Raw genomic sequence first — 25,649 nt, forward strand, 5'->3', positions numbered from 1 at the left:
TTTGCCAATAAACTAAGCAAGAATGGCGTCAGATTGATCATCTTGGGCACGAATTCAGACAAAATACCGCAGTCTTTTTCGCATTTGCAGGGCTTGTGATCCGCGATCTGCTGCGGCACGACAGAGCTATGACTATTACGCTTCTTTCATTTGGACATGGCTATAGCGCGCAGGCGCTTGGCCGTCTTTTGCTGCCACAAGGGCACAAAATTATCGGCACAACCCGCAACAACGATGGCCTCGCCGATGTAGAACGCTCGGGGGCGGAAGCCGTTTTGTGGCCCGGTACGGATATGACGGCCGCGCTAGATCAGGCGACGCATCTTTTGATTTCAGCCGCTCCAAATGACGAAGGCGACCCAGTCCTTGATCAACTCAGGGAACAGATCACCGCGCGCGCGGGGCAGTTCAAATGGGTTGGGTACCTTTCAACAACAGGTGTCTACGGCGATCACAATGGCGATTGGGTAGACGAGAACACGCCGCTGACACCCGCAACAAAACGTGGCATCGCCCGCGTTAAGGCCGAGGCCGAATGGGCGGCGATCCCTGATCTGCCGCTCCACATCTTTCGGCTTGCGGGGATCTATGGGCCAGGGCGCGGCCCCTTCGCCAAGGTCCGTAATGGCACAGCCCGGCGGATCATCAAACAGGGGCAGGTCTTTAGCCGCATTCACGTGGAAGACATCGCGCAGGTTCTGGCGGCATCAATCGCCCAGCCAAATCCCGGCGCGGCCTATAACCTTTGCGATAACGATCCAGCCCCACCAGAAGACGTGATTGGCTACGCCGCAGAATTGCTAGGTCTGCCAATTCCACCAGCTGAAAATTTCGAGACCGCCGAGATGACGCCAATGGCCCGCAGCTTTTACGCTGAGAGCAAAAAGGTGCGGAACGACCGGATCAAAGATGAATTGGGTGTTAAATTGATCTACCCAGACTACCGGACGGGGCTTCGGTCATTGTTGGCGCAGGAAGATAGCGCCTAACCAGCCAAGCAATCCCGGCAAAGACCAGCAGCAATACCAAAGCAATGCCTAGGTTCGATGCGTAAAAGATCATGCGCTCTGGCAGTTCCAGATTATTCAAAAACCGATAGGGTAGACCGCTTGTGACTGACCCTACCGGGGTCGCATTCGTGGGGCTGATCACTAACTCTGTCCAAAGCACATAGGCGCCAATCACACCCACCAGCCAAGCAAGCGGCGCAGCCAACCTGCGATAGCTACGATGGATAAAGATCGAATCAACCAACTGCAGCAATGGACCAAATAGATGTAAATACAGCTCAAGATGCCATGCCATCAGCGCCCCGGTATCCGTGACCGATGTGGGGTCCGCGAAATACAGCCGCCAGAACAAGAAGACGACCATCGTATTGATCACAGCCGTCATGCAAACAAAGCCATCCCAGCGACGTGCACTCCGCCCTTCTTGAATCGCCATCATACGGCTTGCTGAAAAGAACGACGCAATCAGCGCCCAGATTGTCAAATACCGCAGCGGCCCACCAAAGCCGTCGTAACTCCCAAAGATGAGCGTGCGCAAAACATAGCCCGCAGCCAATAGAAAAACGATCCAACGATAGATGTGAACAAAGCGCGCCATTTTGATTTCCTCCCGGATGTCATGCTGCGCGACCTTGGATGGCCGGGTCTACAAAAACGTGGCGTCCAATCGGTCACCGATGTTGGGCGCATTCTTGCCCGGGTCCCTTGCGTATCAAACCGGGGCGCGCCATATGAAAGCAACAAAACTGGCAGACATATGACTTATCGAGAAACGCTAGCGCACTACCTCAGCCTTCAGTTCACACGGAACTTTATCATCGGCGTTATCCTGTTTAACGCCGTGATCCTTGGGCTTGAAACCTCTGAAACCGTTATGGCCAAGGCCGGGTGGCTGATCGAAACGCTGGATGCGATTTGTCTGTTCATCTTTGTTCTGGAAATTATCGCCAAACTGATCGCGCATGGGCGTCAGTTTTTCCGTAGTGGCTGGAATCTCTTTGACTTTGTGATCGTAGGTATTGCGCTCGCGCCTGCGACCCAAGGGTTTGCCGTACTGCGGGCACTCCGAATTTTGCGTGTATTGCGGATCATGTCGGCTGCACCGCGCCTGCGCCGCGTTGTCGAAGGTTTCATCACCGCACTGCCGGGTATGGGCAGTGTGTTCCTTTTGATGGCGATTATTTTCTATATTGGCGCAGTGGTGGCGACCAAATTGTTTGGTGACAGCTTTCCGCAGTGGTTCGGGAGTTTAGGGCAATCCGCTTATTCGCTGTTCCAAATCATGACATTGGAAAGCTGGTCGATGGGGATCGTTCGGCCAGTCATGGAAACCTACCCCTATGCTTGGGCGTTTTTCATTCCCTTTATCATGGTCACGACATTCGCGGTGGTGAACCTGCTAGTGGGTTTGATCGTTAACTCGATGCAAGACGCCCACGCAGAAGAGGCAAACGCCAGCACGGACGCCTATCGCGACGCGGTGCTCCAACGGCTAAGCGCCATCGAAAAGCACCTCGAGATCAAGGACAAGCAGAAGGATTAAGCGCGCTGCGCGATAACCTCGACCCCAAGCACCTCTAGCACTTTGGCTTCGATATCGTCAGCATTCAGCCCGGCGGTATCGTACATTGCACGTGGGCTGGCCTGATCAATAAAGGTATCCGGCAACACCATCGAGCGGAACTTTAGCCCGTTATCGAACACGCCTTCGTCAGATAGCAGTTGCGCGACATGCGACCCAAAACCACCAACGCTGCCTTCTTCGATGCAGATCAATGCCTCGTGATCAGCCGCGAGTTTCAGGATCATTTCTTTGTCGAGCGGCTTGGCAAATCGTGCGTCTGCGACGGTTGGCGTGATACCCTTGGCCGACAGCGCCTCGCATGCAGCGGTCACCTCTTGCAGGCGCGTCCCAAACGATAGGATCGCGACGCGGGAACCTTCTTGGATCATGCGTCCTTTGCCAATTTCCAGCAGTTCCGGATTTTGCGGCATTTCAACGCCAACACCTTCGCCACGTGGGAAACGGAATGCGATGGGACCATCGTCATAGGCCGCGGCTGTGGCAACCATGCGGACCAATTCAGCCTCGTCCGCGGCTGCCATCACGACGATACCCGGCAGGTTGGCAAGGAACGCAACATCGAATGATCCTGCGTGCGTTGCCCCATCGGCCCCGACAAGGCCCGCCCGATCAATCGCAAAGCGTACAGGCAGACGCTGGATCGCAACATCATGCACGACCTGATCATAGCCGCGCTGAAGGAACGTAGAATAAAGCGCACAGAACGGACGCATTCCGCCCGCAGCAAGGCCCGCACTAAACGTCACCGCATGTTGTTCAGCAATGCCTACATCAAAACAACGGCTCGCATAGCGTTTCATAAATCGATCAAGGCCAGTACCGTCTGGCATCGCAGCGGTAATTGCGCAAATCTTGGGATCGTTGGCCGCCAAATCAATCAATGTCTCGGCAAAGACCGATGTATAAGATGGCGCATTGCTTGGCGCTTTCTTTTGTTCACCAGTCACAACGTCGAATTTCGCGCGCGCATGTCCGCGATCACTGGCACCCTCTGCAGGGGCATAGCCTTTGCCCTTTTTCGTAATCGCGTGGATCAGGATCGGACCATCAGCGCGTTCCTTGACGGTGCGCAGGACGGATAGCAATTGCTCCATATCGTGGCCGTCAATGGGCCCAAGGTATGAAAAACCCAGCTCTTCGAACATGGTGCCACCAACGGTCATATGCTTGAGCATATCCTTGGCCCGCTTTGCACCTTCGCGGAATGGTTCAGGCAAGAGAGACACGGCACCTTTGGCGGCGGCCTTGAATTCCTGGAACGGTTCACCAGCGTAGAGACGCGACAGATAGGACGACATTGCGCCGGTCGGCGGGGCAATCGACATTTCGTTATCGTTGAGGATGACGATCAAGCGCTTGCCCAGATGGCCAGCGTTATTCATCGCCTCATAGGCCATACCAGCCGACATCGCACCATCACCAATGACAGCAATCGCATCACCGCCTTCGCCACCCAGATCACGTGCAACAGCAAAGCCCAGCGCAGCTGAGATCGAGGTGCTTGAATGCGCAGCACCAAACGGATCATAGGGGCTTTCCGATCGCTTCGTGAAACCGCTTAGCCCACCTTCTGTGCGCAGCGTGCGAATGCGATCGCGACGCCCAGTCAGGATTTTATGTGGATAGCATTGGTGGGACACGTCCCAGATGATCTTGTCCTTGGGCGCATCAAAGACCGCGTGCAGCGCCACGGTCATTTCAACCACGCCCAGTCCGGCACCCAAGTGCCCGCCCGTCACAGAAACAGCCGCAATAGTTTCGGCCCGCAAATCGTCGGCCAGTTGGCGCAGTTCAGCATCGCTTAACTGCTTCATATCGTCTGGCGTGTTCACACGATCCAAAACGGGGGTATGTGGCTGGCTGGTCATCTTGCTACCCTTTAATGCGTCCGCGCAATTACAAAGCGGGCGGCTTCTTTTAACGTTTCCGCGTCTTGTCCGTAAACAGATAGCGCATCACAGGCATTTTGCACCAGTTCTGCTGCGCGACGTTTCGCCCCGTCTAGACCCAAATGCGAAACAAAAGTAGCCTTGCCCGCTGCGGCGTCTTTGCCAACGGCCTTGCCGACCTTATCTGCGTCACCTTCGATATCTAACACATCATCCCAGATCTGGAACGCGAGACCCAGCGCATCACCATATGCCTTGAGCGCAGCGGTATCAGCAAGCGCCAAACGTGCGCCAGCCATCGCGGACCATGAGATCAATGCACCGGTCTTGCCAGCCTGTAAGGCAATCACTTGGCTCAGGCTCAATGGCTTTTTTGCGGTTTCTGCCGCGATATCTGCCGCCTGTCCGCCAACCATGCCGCGCACGCCTGCCGCACGGGCGAGGCTTTGCGCCAAAGTAATCCGTGCGCTGGCATCAATATCGGGTCGCAGGACGCATTCAAACGCCAACGACTGCAACGCATCACCCACCAAAACGGCGGTTGCCTCGTCCCATTTCACATGTACTGTCGGCTGACCGCGACGCAGCGCATCATCATCCATGCAGGGCAAATCATCATGCACTAGCGAATATGCATGCATACACTCGATTGCTGCGGCCACAGGCAAGGCTGACGTGATCCCGTGCAGCTTGGCCGTTTCGAGCACCAAAAACGCACGCAACGCTTTGCCGCCTTGGGTCGCGTATACCATGCCCTTAGCGATTTCACCGGGGAGGTTATCAAGCTCGCCCGCGATATAACGTTCAGTCTGTGCCGCAGCGGCCTGAAGCGCGGCTTGAAATCCGTTAGCCATCCAGCGGTGCAGTCCCTTTAGGTTCACCGTTCTCGCCGAATGTGATCCGCGCGACCTTTTCTTCGGCTTCTTTCAGCTTCGCCTCACAACGCGCCTTTAGGGCCGCACCCCGTTCGTAGAGCGCAATAGATTGATCCAACGCCACATCACCGCGCTCTAGCTGACCCACAACGGCCTCCAGCTCTTTCATCGCGTCTTCAAAGCTCATTTCTTCAACAGGTGTCGTCATCGGCCTCTTTCCTCCAATACGCTGACATGGGCGCGGGCGGCATCGCCCAGTGCTTGCAGGTCATACCCACCTTCGAGCATGGACACAACGCGGCCATGACAATGTTCATCTGCCAAATCGCACAGTCGATGTGTCACCCATGCAAAGTCTTCGGTTTTTAGCATCATACCCGCTAATGGATCAGCCTCATGTGCATCAAATCCGGCAGAAATCAGCAGAAGTTGCGGAGAAAACCCCGCGACACGTGGCAGCACAGTATTTTCCATCGCATCCCGAAAACCAGCCGAGCCAGTCCCGCCAGGCAAAGGAACGTTTAAAACATTCCCAACGCCCGTCTCATGCGCGGCACCCGTCCCAGGATAAAGTGGCGACTGATGCGTCGAACAAAACAGAATGCGCGGGTCTTCCTCGACCAAATCCTGCGTACCATTCCCGTGGTGAACATCGAAATCAACAATTGCGACCCGCTCAAGTCCGTGGTGATCCAATGCGTATTTCGCGGCAATCGCAACATTTCCGAAAAAACAAAACCCCATGGCGGTTTCGCGTTCGGCATGATGACCGGGCGGGCGGGTTGCACCAAACGCATTGCTAACATCACCCGACATGACCATATCAACACCACGAACCGCAGCGCCCGCAGCACGATATGCGGCCTGCAAACTGCCGACCGACATATGGGTATCAGCGTCAAGCGATCGCCATCCGCTTTCAGGTGCGGCATCCTTGATCGCATCCACATGTGATTTCGGATGCACGCGCAACAGGTCATCCTCTGCCACCATCGGGGCCTTCACTCGCCTCAGGTCCATTTCCGTCAGCGCACCCAGAACCGCATCCAATCGCGCGACCTGTTCAGGGTGACCCGGCGGGGTCACATGATCATAACAATCATCGTGGGTAATCAAAGCGGTGACCATTGCGCAGCCTTTCGTCCGAAGTACAAACTCGCAACCAGACTAACCGAATAAATGTCGCGCGCCCACAGGGCGCACAATGAGGTCACTCCGGAGCAAGCATATACCCAGCGCCGCGGACGGTCTGAAGGTATCTGGGTTGCTTTGGGTCTACTTCGATCTTGCGGCGCAGCCGGGTGATCTGAACATCCACGGCCCGCTCTTGGGTCTGCCCGCCTGATCTACTCAACTCTTCGACCAATTGCGCACGTGTGATCGCCTCGCCGGGGCTGGCCGAGAAGATACGCATCAATTGACTTTCGGTGGCAGTCAAACGGACCAGCTCTTCACCCTGCCACATTTCGCCGCGTTCGATATCATAGCGCACTGGGCCCATGTTCATCACTTTGGGCAAGACCACGGCGGGTTCAGCCTCTGGCATCCGCCGCAAGATGGCATTGATCCGCAGCAACAATTCTTTGGGTTCAAACGGTTTGGGCAGATAGTCGTCCGCGCCCGCCTCAAGACCTGAAATACGATCATCGGTTTCAGCTTTGGCCGTCAGCAACATGATCGGCGTCGTCAATTTTTGACGCAGGTCACGGCACAAGGTTATGCCATCTTCACCCGGCATCATGACGTCTAGAACGATCAGATCAAACTCTAGCCCCGACAGAATACGCCGCGCATGCGCCGCATCGCGGGCTGTCGTCACAAGAAAACCGCTCCGAACCAGAAACTTCCTTAACAGGCTGCGAATACGTTCGTCATCGTCCACAATTAGCAAATGGGCGTCGTCAGCCTTCATTCCGTTACATCCTTCATCGCCTCATAATGGTGCCGCGCTTGGTCATCCATCATGGCCTCCAACACTTGCCGAAATCCCGCAACGGCAGCGGGCCCAGCAGCACGATAAGCCGCCCGCATCCGGTCACGTTGCGCGTCTGACAATGCTCTTTCCAATACCGCTCCTTCGGTTGTCAGATGCAAATGCCGCTCACGCTTGTCCCTTTTGCCGACAGTGCTCGCTACCAAACCGTCTTCGATCAATGTGCGCAACACACGATTCAGAGATTGTTTTGTAACACCAAGAATTGACAACAAGTTATTTACGGTCGTTCCCGGATTGCGATGGATAAAATGAATCGCGCGGTGATGTGCACGCCCATAAGACTTTTCTTCGAGAATGCGGTCCGGATCCGCCGTAAAGCCACGATAAGCAAAGAACATCGCTTCGATCCCTTTGCGCAACTGTTCATCCGTCAGGAAAAGTAAGCTTTGCCCCGTTTGTGGCTGCGGTCCGTCACTCATGCACGTCCTCCTTATCGCTGCTTTGACAATACGTCAGCTTTGTTGACATTCCAAGAATCAACTGCTAGCGAACCTCACAAAATACGAAATATTATGTCCAAAACGGACCTAATGTCGTAACAAATGCAAATTCCCACGGAGGCGATGATGGCTGGTGCATATGATGACCGCGATGGTAAAATCTGGATGGACGGCCAGTTGGTCGAGTGGCGCGACGCGAATGTTCACATCCTGACCCACGCTATGCACTATGCATCCTCTGTGTTCGAAGGTGAACGTTGCTACAACGGCAAAATCTTTAAATCTGTTGAGCACTCAGAGCGGCTACTGAAATCCGGTGAACTGCTCGATATGCCAATCCCCTACACCGTCGAAGAAATCGAAAAAGCCAAATACGACGTCCTGCGCGCGAACGGCTGGGACGATGCCTATGTACGTGTGATTGCCTACCGTGGTGCCGGCGAAGATATGGGTGTTGCATCAAACAAGAACCCCGTCCGCATGGCAGTCGCGGCTTGGGAATGGGGTGCCTACTACGGTGACGCAAAAATGAAAGGCGCAAAACTGGACATTGCCCAGTGGAAACGCCCGTCCCCCGAGACCATCCCAACCGCCGCCAAGGCCGCTGGTCTATATATGATCTGCACAATGTCCAAACACGCAGCCGAGGCCAAAGGATGCTCGGACGCGCTGTTCATGGATTATCGCGGCTATGTTGCCGAAGCGACTGGCGCGAATATCTTCTTCGTTAAAGATGGCGAAGTGCATACCCCCGATCCAGACGCGATCCTGAACGGGATTACGCGCCAGACCGTTATCGAAATGCTCGAAGCCAAGGGGATCAAGGTCAACGTCCGCCGCATTCTGCCCGAAGAACTCGAAGGGTTTGAACAGTGCTGGCTGACCGGTACAGCCGCCGAAGTTACCCCCGTGGGTCAGATCGGCGACTACACCTTTGAAGTCGGCGCGTTGACACGTGAAATCGCTGAAGATTACGAGAAACTCGTCCGCGCGTAAGATATCAAACTCCCTAGTGCGAACGCATCATCATCCGATAGGCATTTAGCCGACGGTCGTCGATGCGTTTGCGCTGACGCCTTTGCAGCGTCACGCTCTGCCGCTTGGGCAGCGAAGTCCGCACCACGGTCATAAGCCGCCCCAGCGCCGCCTGTCCCTGAGTGTGAGACCGATCCAAAATGTGTTTCATTTTCTTTTCCTCCCCAATTGGAAAATCATTATAGCACAAATTACAACACACGTAATGCGTGTGATAGCCTCGTGTAATTTATGCAATAATTATAATTAAATGTCGTTTTGGAACAAATTTATGCCAATTTTCGCATTATAAACACCGTGTACATGTTCACTGAGTCGCCGAGATACGAGTAAGAATGCCGCCGTCACAACGCCACAGCTCTGCCCCCGAGGCAGAAATCGCCATTCGCGAAATCTTGAAGAGATCACCGCAAGACCTGTGGCTTGATACCGTCCGGCGTGCAAAATATGCGTCGCATAACACCCTGATATCGTGGATGCTTGATCAACCAGAGTGTGACTTCGCAATTGCAGTACACGCCTTGTATCGCAGCAATCCTGCCCATCACCTTGATGATCCGAAACCTCTGCCGCTGCATCCAACAGAGGACGAGATTTTTGCTCGTGTCTTGGTCAACTGGGATACCGGGTCGTATCGCAACCATCGGCTCAAGGTCGAAGAGCAGGACGCTCCGCTAAGGCAAATATCGCGATTGAATCAAAAGGTGCTCGCGCGTCCACGCGGTTCAATTCCATTTCAAATTCCGCAACGATTTCTGGAACCTATTGGCGGCAGCCCTCTCAAAATTCCTGCCCATCTGTCACCCGATCACGCTCGTAGCATTTGGGAAAAATACATGGCAGCAGGGCTGAATGTGCCCGCAAACGCACCCGGCTTTCCCCGCAAATTTGCTGCTCTCCGCCGTGCCATTCAAAGAGGGCTCAAACGCGCATAGCGATCATGATCCCAGATTACCGGTGGCCTTGCGCTGCTGCGCCCGCTTAAGCCCAAGCTGACGTTCACGCCAAATGATCAAGACGCCTGCAGCAATCACAACTGCGGCGCCCAAAAGCATTGTCGCAGTTGGCACTTCGTCAAAGACAAAATACCCGATGCCAAGCGCCAAGAGCATCGAACTATAGTCAAAGGGCGCGACAAGCGATGCATCGGCAAAGCGATAGCTTGATGTTAAGAAAATCTGCCCCATCCCGCCAAACAAGCCGGAACAGATGAGCATCGCCGCGACAGACGGGGCGGGGATCACCCAGCCCCAAGGGATCGTTAATAGCGCCATAAAGGACGATGTGATGGTGAACCAAAACACGATAGCCGCTGTGCCTTCGGTACTCACCAGCTTGCGCACAAAGACCTGTGCAAGCGCAGCCATCACCGCCCCCATCAAAACGACGACAGCCCCCAAGGTTTCGGCCGTACCTAGCGTTGCTCCGATGGACAGACGCGGCGACAAAACAATCAAAACACCGATCATCCCAAGCGCGACAGCAGATAACCGAAAGACACCGACCTGCTCGTTCAGGAACATCGCCGCGAAAATGACCACAAGAAGTGGCGCGGCGTAGCCGATGGCCGTAACTTCGGGCAATGGCAGCAATCCTAGCCCGGTGAATCCTAGACCCATCGCCGCAGTGCCAACCAACCCCCGCCAGAAATGCCCCATCGGGTTTATGGTTTTCCAGCCATTGCGAAGTTCTCCTCGGATGGCGAGCCAACCAAAGATAATCGGCAATGCAAAGAACGACCGAAAGAACACCGCTTCGCCGGGCGGCACGTCATCAGATGCGGCTTTGATCAGGCTCGACATCGCGATGAACATGCAAACGGACATCACCTTGAGAAGGATTCCGCGTAGTGGCTGCATGATTGTCTCCTTTTGGGCATGCATGGTCTCACGGACAACACAATGAAGCCTTTATTGCTTGCTACCGGTCAGCGTTAAGGTATCCGTTACCCACTCACAATAAGAAGCACCGCATGCCCAAAGACAATACCCCCCCGACAACAACAAGCCCAAGAGATTGGGTAAGAATCCTAGCTAGTTACCGTGAACCAAGCAATCTACGCAGCAGCTTTGAACTTGGGATCAGTTTCGTTCCCTTCGTTGCACTGTGGGTCTTGGCTTGCTGGGTTGCAAATTACAGCTATTTCGGTGCGTTTTTGATCTCGGCACTGAACGGTGGTTTCCTGCTGCGTCTGTTCTGCATTCAGCATGATTGCGGCCACGGATCATTCTACGGCAACCGCACCGTCAGCGACTGGGTTGGCCGCGTGCTTGGTGTTGTGACGCTCACGCCATATGACGTTTGGCGGCGCACCCATTCGATTCACCACAGCCATGCTGGCGACCTTGATCATCGCGGCATTGGCGACGTCATGACCCTGACCGTCGAAGAATACCACCAGCGCACGCCTTTCGGCCGTTTCCTCTACCGCGCGTACCGTCATCCGCTGGTGATGTTTGGTCTTGGGCCGACTTATCTGTTCATTCTGCAAAACCGATTGCCACTAGGCCTTATGAACCAAGGCAAAAAATATTGGATCAGCGCGATGGGCACCAATGCAGCCATTGTAGCGATCCTTGGTACGATTGTGTATTTTGGCGGCTTCCAAGCGCTTTTCTTGGTGTTCCTGCCCAGCACTTTGATCGCGGCATCCATCGGCGTTTGGCTGTTCTATGTGCAGCACCAATTTGAAACCACACATTGGGAGCAAGCCCCGAACTGGCAGCTTCACGAGGCGGCCCTGCACGGCAGTTCGCACTATGACCTGCCACCAATTCTACGTTGGTTCACGGCGAACATCGGTATTCACCACGTGCATCACCTGTACAGCCGCATTCCGTTCTATCGCCTGTCCGAGGTACTGCGCGATCACAAAGAGCTGGTTGAATGCAGCCGCCTGACGCTGGTTCAGAGCATCAAATGCGCCAGTCTGGATCTATGGGATGAGAAAAGCCGCCGCTTGGTTTCATTCGCTGCGGCGCGGCGCCTCGCTGCTTAGTTGGTTCAGTGCCCACCGTGCCGCATCAGCAACGGTGGGATCATCATCATCAACCAATCGGGCGACTGCACCAATCAGGTTCTGGTCGCCCGAATTCCCAATGGCATAGGCCACATTGCGAACAAATCTGTCGCGTCCGATGCGTTTAATCGGCGACCCCGAGAAACGTGCGCGAAAACTGGTATCGTCTAACGCAGCAAGTTCACCGAGCGGGGGCGCCACCAAATCGGCACGCGCGGCGTATTTTGCATCCCGCCCTTCTTTGGCGAATTTGTTCCACGGACAAACCCCCAAGCAATCGTCGCAACCGTATATCCGGTTACCCAGCATCCCGCGCAGCACGGGATCAACAGGCCCCTTATGCTCGATTGTGAGGTAGGAAATGCAACGACGCGCATCGAGTTGGTAAGGCGCAGGAAAAGCCGACGTCGGGCAAACATCCAAACAGGCTGTACAGCTCCCGCAATGACTGACCTCAGGCGTGTCGGGCTCTAGCTCAAGTGTCGTGAAAATCGCCCCGAGAAAGAACCAAGACCCAAGATCACGCCCAAGAACATTGGTGTGCTTTCCCTGCCAGCCGAGCCCGGCCGCCTGAGCTAGCGGTTTTTCCATCACGGGTGCAGTATCAACGAAAACTTTGATCTCAGTTCCCGGCGATTGTTCAATTAACCAGCGTCCAACCCGCTTGAGCCGTTTCTTTACCACGTCGTGATAATCGCGGCCTTGTGCGTAGACACTAATCGCTGCCTTATCCGGGTATTGCAGGACCTCGAGAGGATCGTGTTCCGGCGTATAGGGTTCCGCCAGCATGATAACTGACTTGGCCTCTGGCCATAGCGCGGCAGGATTGCCCCGCCAGTGCATCCGATCCGCCATCCACGCCATCTGCCCATGCATCCCCGCCTCGACAAAGGCCGCGAGCCGCTCTGCAATCTCTGGCACTGCGTCGGGGCGGCAGATACCAACTTTGGCGAACCCCGCCTCTTGGGCATATGATATCAGACGATCCTTCACCGGGCTTCCGCCAAACCAGAGCGGGGCTTAGAAATCCAAGTCTGCATAATGCGCTGCCGGCTGAAAACCGGGAACCTCATCCGCCAAAAGAGACCGAAACGCCGGCCGAGACTTGATCTTGGCGTACCAATCCTTGACCACCTCATGACGGTTCCAATCAACGTCGCTCGTGTAATCCAGACAGGACAAATGCGCAGCAGCCGAAAAATCAGCGAGCGTCATTTCGTTCCCAGCAAGCCAGCGACGATCCTCTAGCAGATAGGCCATGTAATCCAGGTGGTATTTGATCGCCCGCGCCCCCGATTTAACATTGGCGCTATCGGGGTAGCCCGTTCCCATGACCTTGCGATAGACGCGCTCACCGATCAGTTTGGTTGTAACTTCGTGATAGAATTTATCGTCAAACCAACCGACCAAGCGGCGGGCCTCGTAGCGGGTCTCTGGTTCGCGCGGCAGGAGCGCTGGGGTTGGATACATCTCTTCGAGATATTCTGCGATGGCGTTACTATCAGCCATCATGCGGCCATTCATTTTCAGAATAGGAATCTTTCCGGCTGGGTTCCGGCGCAGAAACTCTGCGTCTTGCTCCCAGTAGCGCTCTTCGACCAGTCCGACTTCGATTTTCTTTTCGGCAAGGCACAGGCGTACTTTGCGTGAAAATGGTGACAACGGATAATGATACAGGGTGTTCATGACGGACTCACAAATCGGTTTTACCCTTCAATGCAGCAAGGGGCCGTCCGGATCAATGGTTGGATCAGTTTTCGAAACAATCCGCGCGACCGTCCGCCTTAATTGTCTGGGCACCGCTGATAATCGCCGCTGCACGATCACGCGTGTACGGGCTAGGCCGCGACGCAGAGCGATTCTTGGGCGACGGTAGGATCGCAGCCAAACGCGCCGCCTGTGTAGCGTTCAGATCGGCAGCATCTACACCGAAATAGTGACGTGCAGCGGCTTGCACGCCAAATACACCTTCATCGAATTCTGCAATATTCAGGTATAGCTCCAAGATGCGCCGCTTGCTCCAAACCGCCTCTGAGAGCGGCGTCCATAGTGCCTCAATCGCTTTGCGCAACCAGCTGCGCCCGTGCCACAAATAGGCGTTCTTGATCACCTGCTGAGAAATCGTCGACGCACCGCCGCGCCCCCGATCCATAGCCGAACGAATGGCATTTACGTCCAATCCCCAATGCAAACAGAAATTCGCGTCTTCGGCGGCGACTGCAGCGCGCGCCATAACAGGTGCGATTTCCTCTATCGGGGTCCAGTCGTATGACACCGCCCCCAAACGACTACGCTCCGAAAACATATAAGGCGTCGTAGGCGGCGGAACAACCGCGTAGATCAGAGTCGCCAGTAACACGATACCCAGCAAACCAAAGCACACCCCCCAAATCAGACGGCGCAGGCCTGTCACCGCCCGCTCAACCAAGCTGGGGGCTTTCCGGCCCTTGCCCCGTTTCTTGGGCGCGGGTTTTTTCTTGGGGTTCTTTTTACGCTCTGCCATCGCATCCATAAGCCATGCAAGGGTTGTGCGGTCAAGAAGCAGTTCGCCCCCGCAGATGTTTCACTGCGGGGGCGTTGTTTTTATTCAGCAGGGATCGCCGCATCTTCGATGCTAAGCGGGTGCTTGAGATGCACCAGCATCTCTTTCGGGCACACTTGGACAAAGTTGCCTTTTTCCAGTTCCCAGTGCTGCAAAATTTCAGCAGCTTTGCGACTACCTGTTTCTTTGGCGTGCCGCTCAATCAGGCCTTTGAGCTGATCAAGCCAGTGATCAACCGTTACAGGGTTCGTCACGAGCGTCTCCATGTTCATCAGATCAGCAGCTTCGCCTTTTGGATCATAGAGATAGGCCATACCACCCGTCATACCCGCACCAAAGTTGGCACCGATTGACCCTAGGATCACAGCAACACCACCGGTCATATATTCACAGCCGTTTGTTCCACAGCCTTCGATCACGACAGTTGCGCCAGAGTTACGCACCGCGAAACGCTCTCCTGCGCGGCCAGCCGCAAACAGGTAACCGTCAGTCGCACCGTATAGAACAGTGTTCCCGATAATCGTGTTATCCGCGGCAACCAGCGGGCTTACCATTGGTGGACGCACCACAATCGTGCCGCCTGACAGGCCCTTACCAACATAGTCGTTGGCGTCGCCTGACACCTCAAGCTTAAGGCCCGGCGCAGCAAAGGCACCCAGAGACTGCCCTGCAGAACCACGCAGTTTGACCGTCAGGTGATCGTCTTGCAGGTCGTTTCGCATGCCAAAGTTTTGGACGATATGGCTGCTGGTGCGTGTGCCGATGGTCCGTAGCGTGTTCTGCACGGCATAGTCCAACTGCATTTTCTCACCATCCTTCAAGAAGCGCGCGGCATCTTGAACGATTTGCGCGTCCAATGTGTCATCGACAACGTTGCGTGGGCGATCACGATCATAGCTGATCTTATCCGCACCATCGACCGAGATCAGAAGCGGGTTCAGATCCAGATCATCCAAATGCGCAGAACCACGGCTTACCTGTGTCAGCAGGTCGGCACGACCGATCACCTCGTCCAAAGAACGGGCGCCGATGCTGGCCAGAATTTCGCGCACTTCGGTGGCGTAGAATGTGATCAGATTAACGACCTTGTCTGCGTTGCCGGTGAACTTGGCGCGCAGCGCTTCGTCCTGTGTACAGACACCAACGGGGCAGGTGTTCGACTGACACTGACGTACCATGATACAGCCCATCGCGATCAGCGCAGCGGTGCCGATGCCGTATTCCTCGGCACCCATCATCGCGGCCATCACGATATCGCGGCCTGTGCGCAAACCACCATCGGTCCGCAGCGTGACGCGATCACGCAGGTTGTTCATCGCGAGAACCTGATGCGCCTCGGTCAGGCCCATTTCCCATGGCAGACCAGCGTATTTGATCGACGTTCCCGGAGAAGCACCCGTACCACCGTTATGACCAGAGATCAGAATGATGTCTGCTTTCGCTTTGGCAACACCAGCGGCAATCGTACCAACACCAGAGGCCGCAACGAGTTTCACCGTGACCTTACAGATCGGGTTGATCTGCTTAAGATCGTAGATCAGCTGCGCGAGGTCCTCGATCGAGTAGATATCGTGGTGCGGTGGCGGTGAAATCAGAGTCACACCCTTGGTCGAGTGGCGTAGCTTTGCAATCAGGTCAGTAACCTTCATGCCGGGCAACTGGCCGCCTTCGCCAGGCTTTGCACCTTGGGCAACTTTGATTTCCAGCTCTTCACAGTGCAGCAGATATTCTGCGGTTACACCGAAACGACCTGATGCGACCTGTTTAATTTTCGCAGATGCGTTGTCGCCATTTGGTTCTGGTGTGAAATCATCCGGGCTCTCGCCACCTTCACCAGAGTCGGATTTCGCGCCAATACGGTTCATCGCAATCGAAAGCGTCCGGTGCGATTCCGGGCTAAGCGCACCCAATGACATCCCCGGCGTGACGAAACGCTTGCGGATGGCCGTGATGCTTTCGACCTCTTCAATCGGTACCGGCTTGCCCAATGGCTTCATCGCCAGCAGGTCACGCAGGTGAATTGGTGGGTTTGCCTGCATAGATTTGCTGTACTGCTGCCACATCGGATAGGATGCGTTGTTACAGGCAGCCTGCATCATGTGCATTGTCTGCGCTTCCCAAGCGTGTTTCTCGCCGGAACGACGCGCCTTGTAGAAACCACCAATCGGCAGCACGTCTTCGGGCTTTTTCCAGCCACGTGCGTGCACTTCCTCTAGCTTGGTCTGAATACCGCTGATCCCGATACCGGAAATCCGGCTTTGCATACCTGGGAAGAACTCGGCAACCATCGCACGGGACAGTCCGACGGCCTCAAAATTGAGACCACCGCGATAAGACGCCAGAACCGAAATCCCCATCTTTGCCATGATCTTGAGCAGACCAGCGTCGACAGCTTTGCGGTATCGCTGCACTGCTTCGGTCAAAGAAGTTTCCAACAGCCCCCGCTCGACACGGTTCGCAATGGAATCTTGCGCCAGATAGGCGTTCACAGTGGTTGCGCCACAGCCAATCAACACGGCAAAGTAATGCGGATCGATACATTCAGCAGAACGCACATTGATCGAACAGAAGGTCCGCAACCCTTTGGAAGTCAGGCCAGAATGCACTGCTGACGTCGCCAAGATCATTGGCATCGGAATACGGTCTGCCGACTGATGCTGATCTGTCAGCACCAGATGGCCCGCGCCGGAACGCACAGCATCTTCGGCCTCATCACGGATACGCTGTAGCCCTTTGGACAACGAACCACGGCCCGCCTCGAACGTACAGTCGATAAACGCGACGTTGTCGCCAAAGTGACGGACCATTTCGTCGAACTCTGCGTTCGCGACAAATGGGCTGTCCAGAACCAGAATCTCCGTCTGCGATGAGTTCTCGTCCAGCACGTTCTTTAGGTTACCAAAGCGCGTCTTAAGAGACATCACACGTGTTTCGCGCAAACTGTCGATTGGTGGGTTGGTCACCTGGCTAAAGTTCTGACGGAAGAAGTGCGATAGCGGACGATAGTTCGTCGACAAGACCGCAGAGGGCGTGTCGTCGCCCATGGACGCGATCATTTCTTTACCGTCCTCGGCCATTGGCGCAAGCACTTGCTCTAGGTCTTCGATTGAATACCCAGCAGCCACCTGACGCTGACGCAGGTCCGCACCTTCGTAGAGTGGTTTTTCAGGCACGTCGCCCATCAATTCCGTCAGATCGACAACCTTTTCGATCCACTCGCCAAATGGCTGCGCACCAGCAAGTACGTTCTTGATTTCGGTATCGTGGAACAGTTTGCCTTCTTGCATGTCCACTGCAATGATTTGCCCCGGACCAAGCGCGCCTTTTTCTACTACGGTCGCTTCATCGACGGGAACCATACCGACCTCGGAACCTGCGATCAGCAGGCCTTCGCCAGTCACAACATAGCGTAGGGGGCGCAGACCATTCCGGTCGAGACCACCGCAGACCCAGCGGCCATCTGTCATTGCCAGTGCTGCTGGGCCATCCCATGGCTCCATCACGGCGTTGCAATAGCTATACATGTCCTGCCACGCCTGCGGCATGTCGGATGCTTGCTGTGCCCATGCTTCGGGGACCAGCATTGTTTTTGCCATCGGTGCGTTGCGGCCCGCACGCACGAGCACCTCGAAAACAGAGTCTAACGCAGCCGAATCCGACGAACCCGATGGGATGATCGGCTTAATGTCTTCGGCTTTTTCGCCAAATGCGCTCGATGCCATCCGGATTTCGTGGGACTTCATCCAGTTGACGTTACCCTTGAGGGTGTTGATCTCGCCATTGTGGGCCAACATGCGGAATGGCTGTGCCAGCGACCACTGCGGGAAAGTGTTTGTGGAATAACGCTGGTGGTAGATCGCGAAGGCCGATTCAAAACGCTCGTCCAGCAGGTCTGGGTAAAATTCTGCAACCTGCTCGGCCAGCATCATACCCTTGTAGATGATCGAACGGCATGACAGCGAACAGATGTAAACGCCGTTGATCTGCGCGGCAGCGGCTGCTTTTTCGATACGGCGACGAATGATGTAGAGTTCACGCTCGAACTGCTCGTCATCGATATCTTTTTCGCAGCGGATCAGAATTTGTTCGATCTCAGGACGTGTCGCGTTTGCCTTATCACCCAGACATTCGGTGTTCACCGGAACGTGGCGCCATCCATAGATATAGTGACCAAGGCGCAGAACCTCGGATTCAACAATCGTGCGGCAACGCTCTTGGGCGCCGAAATCTGTGCGTGGCAGGAACACCTGACCAACCGCGATCAATTCACCGTCTTCTGGCTCGTGACCTGTACGGCGGATCTGATCTTGGAAGAATGGGACAGGGATTTGCACGTGAATACCTGCACCGTCACCTGTTTTGCCGTCGGCATCAACTGCACCGCGGTGCCAAATCGCCTTGAGCGCATCAATCCCGTTTTCAACGACACCACGCGAAGGTGTCCCGTCGATTGCAACAACAAGACCAACACCACAGGACGAATGTTCGTCCTCTTCGGCATACAGCGCGTTTTCGGCCATCCATTTGCGCTTAGCTTCCTCAGCCGCCACCCAGGCTTGATCATATTTGGTCATAGGTATTCTCCTCAGATAGTGGTGCGGATGAGATCGCAAGCCCACAGCCATGTTTCGGCTGGGCGCTTAGGAATCCCGGTTCCCCCGGAAAGATGAATTCGACAGGGCGGTCGTCGCGCGACTCTTGCCCTTCGGATGAAGTTACAACACCAGTTCCCGCCAAAAAGACGCGCCAATCTGGGTTGATAAATTCGTTGCCTTTTGCGGACCAAATGACGGTCCCATCAGGCGTGCTGGCGGTGATGTCGTAGGTCGTCTCAAGCAGTGTGACGCCGTCAATAGTGACTTCGCGCCCGGTCAGTGTGTCCTGTCCGCTAAAACGGGTTTCGCCGAACTGATCAGACATGGTGCTAAAATCATAATCGTCGACGCCATGCGCGATGAGATCAGACAGTGATGCTGGCTCGGTCGGGTTCGGCACGAGCGTTTCACTATGCCCGGTTAGCGCGTGAAAGCTGGCGATCCACTGCGTTTCAAAGTCGATTTCACCCGCATAGACCACGCCCTGCTCGTCCAGTGATACGCGACGCTGATGACCTTCGGGATCACCTTGGCAGGTAAAATAATGGCTAACCTCACAGCTCGTGCTTTGCACGGTCACATAGGCCGTACATCCCGCTGGCAACCCGAACACTGGCCGGCTTTCCTGCGCAGCAAGAGGGCTGGCAGAAATCAAAAGGGCAAGAACCAGTCTCATGGCTGGTAGCTCGTTTCGATCTGGTTGCATTCATAAACAGGTTGCGCGGCGAAAAAGCCCGGCTCGCCCGGATAAATGAATTCGACCGGAGACATATCCGTGATTTGATCCGGTGCATCCTCTGACCAAGATTTCCCGAAAAAGAACAACCGGTGATCTTGGCTCACGTACTGGCGGCCGTTGCTGTTATCCAGAACGTTGCCATCACCGTCCAGCGTCTGTCCTTCGAATTCGGTCTCGAACAGGGTTTCGCCGTCAATCACGACCGTTTCACCGGTTAGCATGTCGAAACCAACATTACGCTCTATGCCTTCTTCGGTTTCGATCACGAAATCCCAAGTATCGACCTGATTGGCAAAGAGTTCGGTCAAAGATGCCGGGTCATCGGCGGGTACTGACAGCGCCTCGTTTCCTAGTACGGAATAAGTTTCCATCCATTGAAATTCATCATCCACACGCTGAATGCTAAAGACGCCTGTTTGCCCGATCAGTGCGATCCATTGATCGCCATCAGCATCAGCCTCGCAGGTCCACACATTGACCATCACGCAGCCTTTTTGCTGCACTGTCAGTTTTGCTTCGCAACCTTCTGGTGCGGCAAAGCTTTGCTGGGCGGCGACTGGGCTCGCCAGCGCAACTGCGGCAATGGTCAATAGTGGCTTCATCATTTCGTAACCTTTCAGGTCAGTGCGGTGATGTGGCGGTATGGTTTATTCGGCTGCGACGGCTGCGGCCTCGTTCAGATAGTCCAGAATTGCAGCGGCTGTGTCACGACCATCGCGGATCGCCCACACAACAAGCGAAGCACCGCGCACGATGTCACCTGCTGCAAACACGCCATCCAGATTCGTTGCACCTGTACCAAACTCAGCTTTGATCGTGCCCCAACGGGTCACTTCGAGGCCATCAACGCCCCAGAGCTTTGGCAGGTCCTCTGGCGAGAAACCAAGCGCCTTGATCACAAGATCAGCTGGCTCAACATAGTCCGCACCTTCGATCACTTCGGGGGACTGACGGCCCGTTGCGTCAGGCGCCCCGAGGCGCATTTTTTGCACCTTCACACCTGTGACAGGATCGCCCTCAAAACCGTTTGGCGCGGCAAGCCAGACAAATTCAACGCCTTCTTCCTCGGCGTTTTGCACTTCGCGCTGAGAACCCGGCATATTTGCACGGTCACGGCGATATAGGCACTTCACGCTCTCGGCACCTTGACGGATCGAGGTACGGACGCAGTCCATTGCAGTATCACCACCACCGATGACGACGACGCGCTTGCCTGCGGCGTTCAACTCACCGCTTTCGAATTCTGGCACATCATCGCCAAAGCTCTTGCGGTTGCTAACAGTCAAGAAATCCAGCGCCTGAACGATGCCATCTGCACCCGATTCTGGCAGTTCACGTGTTTTGTAAACGCCAGTGGCAATCAATACAGCATCATGCTTACCGCGGATCGCGTCAAAGGACAGATCTTCGCCAACTTTACAGTTCAATACGAACTCAACACCGCCATCTTCGAGCTGGTCCATACGCTTCATTACGACGTCTTTTTCCAGCTTAAAGCCCGGAATGCCGTATGTCAGAAGACCACCACCACGATCGTAACGATCATAAACGGTCACCTGAACGCCCTGACGACGCAGCATATCTGCAGCAGCCAGACCACCAGGACCTGCACCGATGATGCCAACGCTCTCTGAACGCTCGACTGTTGGGCGGATCGGTTTAACCCAGCCTTCGTCAAACGCGGTGTCGGTTACGTATTTCTCAACAGAACCAATTGTCACTGTGCCGTGACCGGATTGCTCGATTACACAGTTACCTTCGCACAGACGATCCTGCGGACAGATACGACCGCAAATTTCTGGGAATGTATTTGTCGCCTGCGAGATTTCGTAGGCTTCTTCCAGACGACCCTCTGCAGTCAGACGCAGCCAGTCGGGAATATTGTTGTGAAGCGGGCAGTGGGCCTGACAATAAGGCACACCACATTGCGAACAGCGGCTTGCTTGCTCGGCTGCTTTTGCAGTTGCGAACTCGGCGTAGATTTCTCCAAAATCCTGCTTACGCAGATTCGGCGGACGCTTTTCCGGCATCTCGCGTTCTAGCGCAGTGAATTTTAGCATCTTTTGGCCAGCCATACGCCGTCCTCCCGTTTTACAGAGCGAACTGCCTTTTAAATCGGACGCTCCGAAATGAAAAGTCAGCACGACTGACCTATATTGATTTATTTTTCGCCAAGCAAGGCTCTCACGCCGCTCGCGGGATAAAATTTAGGACCGAAACGGACCCATTAAAGCACTACCACCCAAATCACATCTGGGTAGGTTGAACAAAAGCGAATCGCAGGCACGTTTAGATGACAACATTTAACCTCCTTCTTGTGGCACTTATTCAAGGCATCACAGAATTTTTGCCTGTTTCTTCGTCCGGGCACCTCATTTTGCTGCCGTCATTGTCCGGGCTGGATGACCAAGGGCAACTGATCGACGTTGCAGCGCATGTTGGCACCCTTGCCGCTGTCGTTCTGTTTTTCTGGTCAGATGTTCGCCTCGCGATTGGCGGTGTGGGACGGTTGGCCAAGGGTAAAATCGACACCACAGGCGCGAAACTGGCCTTTGGATTAGTGGTCGCAACGATACCCGTGGTTCTTGTCGGGCTCATTCTAAAACTGACTGGCCTGTCTGATCAAATGCGCGGGATCGCAGTCATCGGCTGGGCCATGATCATTTTCGGGATCGTGCTGTACTGGGCCGACCAAAAAGGCCCGACAGCGAAAACTGCCGCAGACTGGACAATCGCAGACGCATTTAAAATGGGCGCATGGCAAGCTGTCGCTCTCATTCCGGGGACTTCGCGCTCTGGTATTACGATCACCGCCGGTCGCATGTTGGGCTATACCCGCAGTGACGCCGCGCGGCTTTCGATGCTGATGTCGATCCCGACCATCATTGCATCGGCCAGCCTACTCAGTCTCGACCTTATCGGAACAGCGCCGGATGGGGCGATGCGTGACGTGGCAATCGTGATCGCCATGTCCTTTGTCGCCGCACTTGGCGCGTTGTCACTAATGATGAAACTACTCAAGGCGGTCAGCTACACACCCTATGTGCTGTACCGCCTCGGGCTTGGCGCGATCCTGCTCTGGATCGCGTACACTTAGGCTTTTAGGTTTTTTGCAGATTCTTTGATCGCGTCATACTGGCCAGATGGGCGGAACCGCCACAGATAATCCGGTAGCACCGCATCGAGCGAGATCGGGCGAATACCAAAGGCATCCAAACCAAGAGCGCCTTCCGCAACGACATTATCGACCGTCAAGCTGGCCACTTGGTCCTTAGTCACTGGACCTTTTACCAGACCAAAGCTCAGCGTGCGGCCAATTCCGAACCCCCACGCCATGATCCGCGCAATCCAAAACGGCAAGTTCACAACCAGACGACGGCGACGCACCACGCCCAGCATCTTTTGCATCAACGCGCGGAAGCTCAGTACATCAGGGCCACCGAGCTCGTAAACGCCAGCATCCACACCGCCGACGACAGCCTTTGCCGCCGCAGCAGCAACATCGTCAACATAGACAGGCTGGAACAATGTCTTTGCACCGACAATAGGCAAGACCGGGCCAAACCGCGACATACCCGCAAAGCGGTTAAAGAAAGTATCCTCTGGCCCAAAGATGATCGACGGGCGCAAGATCACAGCATCTGGGAAATGCGCAATGACCGCGGCTTCGCCTTCGGCCTTGGTGCGACCGTATTCGCTAGGCGCGTTTTCATCTGCACCGATAGCCGAGATATGCACCATCCGCGCGACATTAAGTTCGCGCGCAATACGCGCAATCCGACCCGCGCCCTCGGCATGCACCGCATCAAATGTGTTCTTACCAACTTCGTCCAGCAAACCAACACAGTTCACAACCGCGTCCGCCCCTTCAGTGACCGAAGCGACGCTCGCATCATCGCGAATATTGCAAAAAACTGGTTCGACCTGCCCGACAACACCGTAAGGGCGTACAAACATCGCCTCGTTGACCGAACGCACAGCCACGCGGACCCGCCATCCCTCTTGGGCCATGCGCCGGGCGATGTAGCGCCCAACAAAACCCGATCCACCGAAAATTGTGACTAGCTTAGACATGGCAAGGCCTCTTTGCTCGTTTGTCACGGTTTACCCGGCCACCCATGGTCAGACAAGCTGCATTTAAAGCAATTCGCAGCGCATATTTTGAACTATCTCATTTTTCCGTTCGAATCGCGTTGACAGTCCCGCGCGTCCACCTTAAATCGCCCCTCACGACACCTGCCCAGGTGGCGGAATTGGTAGACGCGCCAGCTTCAGGTGCTGGTGTCTGTATGGACGTGGAGGTTCGAGTCCTCTCCTGGGCACCAAGTCGAATTCGCCAAAATGACGAACGCAAAAACGCCGCGATAGTTTCCCATCGCAGCGCTGTTTTACTCGTAAGTGCCCTATTGCAGATCGTCAGGTAGCAGCGCTGACGGAATGTCCTGATAGCAAACTGGTCGAACAAAGCGGCGGATCGCCATTGTGCCGACGCTGGTTGCACCGAAATTCGTTGATGCAGGGAATGGGCCGCCGTGGACCATCGCATCGGCAACTTCGACACCCGTTGGAAAGGCGTTTGCCAGAATTCGCCCTGCTTTACGCTCGAGAATCGGAACCAACTGCTGCGCCGCGTCTAGATCAGCATCATCCATCTGAAGAGTCGCAGTTAGCTGGCCTGCCAGACCACGTGCAATTGCCAGTCGTTGCTCTGCATCTTTTGCGAAGATCAAAATCCCAGAGGGTCCGAAAACCTCGTGCGCCAACTCGGGGTGCGCGAGCCAATCGTCACCAGACACACGGTATACGGCGGGCGCACCACATCGGTTGTCTGCGACCTCAGCTGGCTTGATCGTCGTCGCAACGCTGTTAGCAAGCGCCTCTGTGCCGCGATCATACGCGGCAGCTGTCCCTTGGGTTAGCATGACTTGCGGCGCGACCTGATCCAATGCGGTCACAGCTGTTTTGGCAAAACTCTCTGCTGCGTCTCCGTCAGTGAGAACAACGATACCGGGATTGGTACAAAACTGCCCAACGCCCATGGTGAGCGATGCAGCCCACCCTTTGGCGGTGTCATCGCCACGTGCCACCAGCGCATTGTCCAGCACGAACACCGGATTGATCGCCCCGAGTTCTCCGAAAAACGGGATCGGTTCGGGGCGTGACATTGCGATATCGAACAAGGCTTTGCCACCGCCATACGACCCGGTGAACCCAACGGCACAGATCAGCGGGTGGCGCACCAAAGCTTCGCCTGCCGCGTTGGTGTTTGAATGTACAAACCCAAAGGTGCCTGCTGGCATACCCGTTCGTTTGATTGCTGCATCAATCGCCCGCGCAACGAGTTCGCCCGTACCAGGGTGCCCCGGATGCCCCTTGAACACGACTGGGCAACCCGCAGCCAATGCTGCGGCCGTATCCCCGCCCGCCGTTGAAAAAGCGAGCGGAAAGTTAGACGCGCCAAATATGCCGACCGGACCCACAGGGCGCTGCACCAATTTCAAATCGGGGCGCGGCAAAGGGGCACGATCTGGCAATGCCCCATCGTGCCGGCGATCCAAATACGTCCCCTCGCGAATATGGGCTGCGAACAGCCGCAACTGTCCACATGTACGACCACGCTCACCATCAAGCCGGGCCTCGGGCAAGCCCGTTTCAGCATGCCCAACCGCCGTGAGCTGCGCCCCGCGCGCGTCTATTTCTTCGGCGATTGCCTCAAGAAAGACGGCGCGGTCTTCGCGGCTGGTCCAACCATAGGTCGCAAATGCGATTTCGGCGGACTGCACGGCGGCATCCACCTCGGCCGCGCCACCGCATTGTACGGTCATCGGGTCGCCGCTTGCCGGGTCAGATTGAAACGGCGCACCGCCATCTACCCATTGGCCATTGATCAAATGTTGTCCGGTTAGAGCTTCGGTCATCTCATT

General features: G+C 55.3%; 24 protein-coding genes and 1 tRNA gene. 7 read left to right on the plus strand and 18 right to left on the minus strand.

Annotation, left to right across the window (positions count from 1 at the left end; genetic code table 11):
- The first annotated feature begins 128 nt into the window (after positions 1-128).
- Positions 129-989, plus strand: a complete 861-nt coding sequence (locus TW80_RS00660; RefSeq protein ID WP_045995432.1) for an SDR family oxidoreductase — start codon at positions 129-131, stop codon at positions 987-989.
- Here the strand turns inward: TW80_RS00660 and TW80_RS00665 are convergent.
- The gene (locus TW80_RS00665; RefSeq protein WP_045995433.1) at positions 922-1,608 is read right to left on the minus strand and encodes a hypothetical protein; all 687 of its coding nucleotides are present in this window, start codon (positions 1,606-1,608) and stop codon (positions 922-924) included. The two genes, TW80_RS00660 and TW80_RS00665, sit on opposite strands and share 68 nt — an antisense overlap.
- A 159-nt stretch (positions 1,609-1,767) precedes the next feature.
- Here TW80_RS00665 and TW80_RS00670 point away from each other — a divergent pair, with 159 nt between their 5' ends.
- Positions 1,768-2,553, plus strand: coding sequence for an ion transporter (locus TW80_RS00670; RefSeq protein ID WP_045995519.1), 786 nt, complete (start codon positions 1,768-1,770; stop codon positions 2,551-2,553).
- On the opposite strand, the gene dxs is transcribed toward TW80_RS00670, so the two are convergent.
- The 6 genes from dxs to TW80_RS00700 form a co-directional block, all read right to left on the minus strand.
- A complete protein-coding gene (gene dxs / locus TW80_RS00675; RefSeq protein ID WP_045995434.1) occupies positions 2,550-4,463 on the minus strand; it encodes a 1-deoxy-D-xylulose-5-phosphate synthase in 1,914 nt (637 codons plus the stop codon). The two genes, TW80_RS00670 and dxs, sit on opposite strands and share 4 nt — an antisense overlap.
- An 11-nt stretch (positions 4,464-4,474) precedes the next feature.
- Positions 4,475-5,338, minus strand: coding sequence for a polyprenyl synthetase family protein (locus tag TW80_RS00680; RefSeq protein ID WP_045995435.1), 864 nt, complete (start codon positions 5,336-5,338; stop codon positions 4,475-4,477).
- A complete protein-coding gene (locus tag TW80_RS00685; protein WP_045995436.1) occupies positions 5,331-5,567 on the minus strand; it encodes an exodeoxyribonuclease VII small subunit in 237 nt (78 codons plus the stop codon). The genes TW80_RS00680 and TW80_RS00685 overlap by 8 nt, the downstream gene beginning before the upstream one ends.
- Positions 5,564-6,487: a histone deacetylase family protein gene (locus tag TW80_RS00690; protein ID WP_045995437.1), complete on the minus strand. Its 924-nt coding sequence runs from the start codon at positions 6,485-6,487 to the stop codon at positions 5,564-5,566. The genes TW80_RS00685 and TW80_RS00690 overlap by 4 nt, the downstream gene beginning before the upstream one ends.
- 82 nt (positions 6,488-6,569) lie before the next feature.
- Positions 6,570-7,271 (minus strand): response regulator, encoded by a 702-nt coding sequence (locus TW80_RS00695; RefSeq protein WP_045995438.1) that lies wholly within the window; start codon positions 7,269-7,271, stop codon positions 6,570-6,572.
- On the minus strand, positions 7,268-7,774 hold the full coding sequence (locus TW80_RS00700; RefSeq protein WP_045995439.1) for a MarR family winged helix-turn-helix transcriptional regulator: 507 nt from the start codon (positions 7,772-7,774) through the stop codon (positions 7,268-7,270). The genes TW80_RS00695 and TW80_RS00700 overlap by 4 nt, the downstream gene beginning before the upstream one ends.
- A 147-nt stretch (positions 7,775-7,921) precedes the next feature.
- Between TW80_RS00700 and TW80_RS00705 the strand changes: the two genes are divergently transcribed.
- Entirely contained in the window at positions 7,922-8,791 is an 870-nt protein-coding gene (locus TW80_RS00705; RefSeq protein ID WP_045995520.1) for a branched-chain amino acid aminotransferase, read from the plus strand.
- A gap of 13 nt (positions 8,792-8,804) precedes the next feature.
- Here the strand turns inward: TW80_RS00705 and TW80_RS17950 are convergent, their stop codons facing one another.
- Positions 8,805-8,981: a hypothetical protein gene (locus TW80_RS17950; RefSeq protein ID WP_157033177.1), complete on the minus strand. Its 177-nt coding sequence runs from the start codon at positions 8,979-8,981 to the stop codon at positions 8,805-8,807.
- A gap of 184 nt (positions 8,982-9,165) precedes the next feature.
- Between TW80_RS17950 and TW80_RS00710 the strand changes: the two genes are divergently transcribed.
- On the plus strand, positions 9,166-9,765 hold the full coding sequence (locus TW80_RS00710; RefSeq protein ID WP_045995440.1) for a hypothetical protein: 600 nt from the start codon (positions 9,166-9,168) through the stop codon (positions 9,763-9,765).
- 3 nt (positions 9,766-9,768) lie between these two features.
- Here the strand turns inward: TW80_RS00710 and TW80_RS00715 are convergent, their stop codons facing one another.
- On the minus strand, positions 9,769-10,689 hold the full coding sequence (locus tag TW80_RS00715; protein ID WP_045995521.1) for a DMT family transporter: 921 nt from the start codon (positions 10,687-10,689) through the stop codon (positions 9,769-9,771).
- Positions 10,690-10,802: 113 nt separating this feature from the next.
- Here TW80_RS00715 and TW80_RS00720 point away from each other — a divergent pair, with 113 nt between their 5' ends.
- Entirely contained in the window at positions 10,803-11,828 is a 1,026-nt protein-coding gene (locus TW80_RS00720; protein ID WP_045995441.1) for a fatty acid desaturase, read from the plus strand.
- On the opposite strand, the gene queG is transcribed toward TW80_RS00720, so the two are convergent.
- From queG to TW80_RS00755, 7 genes are all read right to left on the minus strand, one after another.
- A complete protein-coding gene (gene queG / locus TW80_RS00725; protein ID WP_045995442.1) occupies positions 11,796-12,842 on the minus strand; it encodes a tRNA epoxyqueuosine(34) reductase QueG in 1,047 nt (348 codons plus the stop codon). The two genes, TW80_RS00720 and queG, sit on opposite strands and share 33 nt — an antisense overlap.
- A gap of 27 nt (positions 12,843-12,869) precedes the next feature.
- Positions 12,870-13,535, minus strand: coding sequence for an FtsZ-binding protein FzlA (gene fzlA / locus TW80_RS00730; protein ID WP_045995443.1), 666 nt, complete (start codon positions 13,533-13,535; stop codon positions 12,870-12,872).
- A gap of 64 nt (positions 13,536-13,599) precedes the next feature.
- Complete coding sequence (gene mtgA / locus TW80_RS00735) at positions 13,600-14,352, minus strand: monofunctional biosynthetic peptidoglycan transglycosylase (RefSeq protein ID WP_045995522.1); 753 nt, start codon at positions 14,350-14,352, stop codon at positions 13,600-13,602.
- Between the two features lie 80 nt (positions 14,353-14,432).
- Positions 14,433-18,965: a glutamate synthase large subunit gene (gene gltB / locus TW80_RS00740; protein ID WP_045995444.1), complete on the minus strand. Its 4,533-nt coding sequence runs from the start codon at positions 18,963-18,965 to the stop codon at positions 14,433-14,435.
- A complete protein-coding gene (locus TW80_RS00745) occupies positions 18,952-19,662 on the minus strand; it encodes a hypothetical protein (protein ID WP_052700848.1) in 711 nt (236 codons plus the stop codon). Before TW80_RS00745 ends, gltB begins: the two co-directional genes overlap by 14 nt.
- Entirely contained in the window at positions 19,659-20,330 is a 672-nt protein-coding gene (locus TW80_RS00750) for a hypothetical protein (RefSeq protein ID WP_045995446.1), read from the minus strand. Before TW80_RS00750 ends, TW80_RS00745 begins: the two co-directional genes overlap by 4 nt.
- 42 nt (positions 20,331-20,372) lie before the next feature.
- Entirely contained in the window at positions 20,373-21,800 is a 1,428-nt protein-coding gene (locus TW80_RS00755) for an NAD(P)-dependent oxidoreductase (protein WP_045995447.1), read from the minus strand.
- A gap of 218 nt (positions 21,801-22,018) precedes the next feature.
- Here TW80_RS00755 and TW80_RS00760 point away from each other — a divergent pair, with 218 nt between their 5' ends.
- Positions 22,019-22,822 (plus strand): undecaprenyl-diphosphate phosphatase, encoded by an 804-nt coding sequence (locus TW80_RS00760; protein WP_045995448.1) that lies wholly within the window; start codon positions 22,019-22,021, stop codon positions 22,820-22,822.
- Here the strand turns inward: TW80_RS00760 and TW80_RS00765 are convergent.
- Positions 22,819-23,799: a complex I NDUFA9 subunit family protein gene (locus tag TW80_RS00765; RefSeq protein WP_045995449.1), complete on the minus strand. Its 981-nt coding sequence runs from the start codon at positions 23,797-23,799 to the stop codon at positions 22,819-22,821. The genes TW80_RS00760 and TW80_RS00765 overlap by 4 nt on opposite strands.
- Before the next feature lie 164 nt (positions 23,800-23,963).
- Between TW80_RS00765 and TW80_RS00770 the strand changes: the two genes are divergently transcribed.
- A tRNA-Leu gene (locus TW80_RS00770) sits at positions 23,964-24,050 on the plus strand.
- A 78-nt stretch (positions 24,051-24,128) separates the two neighbouring features.
- Here the strand turns inward: TW80_RS00770 and TW80_RS00775 are convergent.
- Positions 24,129-25,643 carry an aldehyde dehydrogenase (NADP(+)) gene (locus tag TW80_RS00775; protein ID WP_045995450.1) on the minus strand — a complete coding sequence of 505 codons (1,515 nt, stop codon included), beginning with the start codon at positions 25,641-25,643 and terminating at the stop codon, positions 24,129-24,131.
- Between the last annotated feature and the right edge of the window lie 6 nt (positions 25,644-25,649).

Source organism: Loktanella sp. S4079 (assembly GCF_000967725.1).
Taxonomy (GTDB): Bacteria; Pseudomonadota; Alphaproteobacteria; order Rhodobacterales; family Rhodobacteraceae; genus Yoonia.

Bases quoted from the DNA above. Each gene is read 5' to 3' on its own strand.
- TW80_RS00710 (WP_045995440.1), top strand. From the start codon at position 9,166: ATGCCGCCGTCACAACGCCACAGCTCTGCCCCCGAGGCAGAAATCGCC.
- TW80_RS00690 (WP_045995437.1), bottom strand. From the start codon at position 6,487: ATGGTCACCGCTTTGATTACCCACGATGATTGTTATGATCATGTGACC.
- TW80_RS00775 (WP_045995450.1), bottom strand. From the start codon at position 25,643: ATGACCGAAGCTCTAACCGGACAACATTTGATCAATGGCCAATGGGTA.
- TW80_RS00760 (WP_045995448.1), top strand. From the start codon at position 22,019: ATGACAACATTTAACCTCCTTCTTGTGGCACTTATTCAAGGCATCACA.
- TW80_RS00665 (WP_045995433.1), bottom strand. From the start codon at position 1,608: ATGGCGCGCTTTGTTCACATCTATCGTTGGATCGTTTTTCTATTGGCT.
- mtgA (WP_045995522.1), bottom strand. From the start codon at position 14,352: ATGGCAGAGCGTAAAAAGAACCCCAAGAAAAAACCCGCGCCCAAGAAA.
- TW80_RS00700 (WP_045995439.1), bottom strand. From the start codon at position 7,774: ATGAGTGACGGACCGCAGCCACAAACGGGGCAAAGCTTACTTTTCCTG.
- TW80_RS00720 (WP_045995441.1), top strand. From the start codon at position 10,803: ATGCCCAAAGACAATACCCCCCCGACAACAACAAGCCCAAGAGATTGG.
- TW80_RS17950 (WP_157033177.1), bottom strand. From the start codon at position 8,981: ATGAAACACATTTTGGATCGGTCTCACACTCAGGGACAGGCGGCGCTG.
- TW80_RS00755 (WP_045995447.1), bottom strand. From the start codon at position 21,800: ATGGCTGGCCAAAAGATGCTAAAATTCACTGCGCTAGAACGCGAGATG.
- gltB (WP_045995444.1), bottom strand. From the start codon at position 18,965: ATGACCAAATATGATCAAGCCTGGGTGGCGGCTGAGGAAGCTAAGCGC.
- TW80_RS00765 (WP_045995449.1), bottom strand. From the start codon at position 23,799: ATGTCTAAGCTAGTCACAATTTTCGGTGGATCGGGTTTTGTTGGGCGC.
- TW80_RS00670 (WP_045995519.1), top strand. From the start codon at position 1,768: ATGACTTATCGAGAAACGCTAGCGCACTACCTCAGCCTTCAGTTCACA.
- TW80_RS00750 (WP_045995446.1), bottom strand. From the start codon at position 20,330: ATGATGAAGCCACTATTGACCATTGCCGCAGTTGCGCTGGCGAGCCCA.
- TW80_RS00660 (WP_045995432.1), top strand. From the start codon at position 129: ATGACTATTACGCTTCTTTCATTTGGACATGGCTATAGCGCGCAGGCG.
- TW80_RS00705 (WP_045995520.1), top strand. From the start codon at position 7,922: ATGGCTGGTGCATATGATGACCGCGATGGTAAAATCTGGATGGACGGC.
- TW80_RS00680 (WP_045995435.1), bottom strand. From the start codon at position 5,338: ATGGCTAACGGATTTCAAGCCGCGCTTCAGGCCGCTGCGGCACAGACT.
- fzlA (WP_045995443.1), bottom strand. From the start codon at position 13,535: ATGAACACCCTGTATCATTATCCGTTGTCACCATTTTCACGCAAAGTA.
- dxs (WP_045995434.1), bottom strand. From the start codon at position 4,463: ATGACCAGCCAGCCACATACCCCCGTTTTGGATCGTGTGAACACGCCA.
- TW80_RS00695 (WP_045995438.1), bottom strand. From the start codon at position 7,271: ATGAAGGCTGACGACGCCCATTTGCTAATTGTGGACGATGACGAACGT.
- TW80_RS00745 (WP_052700848.1), bottom strand. From the start codon at position 19,662: ATGAGACTGGTTCTTGCCCTTTTGATTTCTGCCAGCCCTCTTGCTGCG.
- TW80_RS00715 (WP_045995521.1), bottom strand. From the start codon at position 10,689: ATGCAGCCACTACGCGGAATCCTTCTCAAGGTGATGTCCGTTTGCATG.
- TW80_RS00685 (WP_045995436.1), bottom strand. From the start codon at position 5,567: ATGACGACACCTGTTGAAGAAATGAGCTTTGAAGACGCGATGAAAGAG.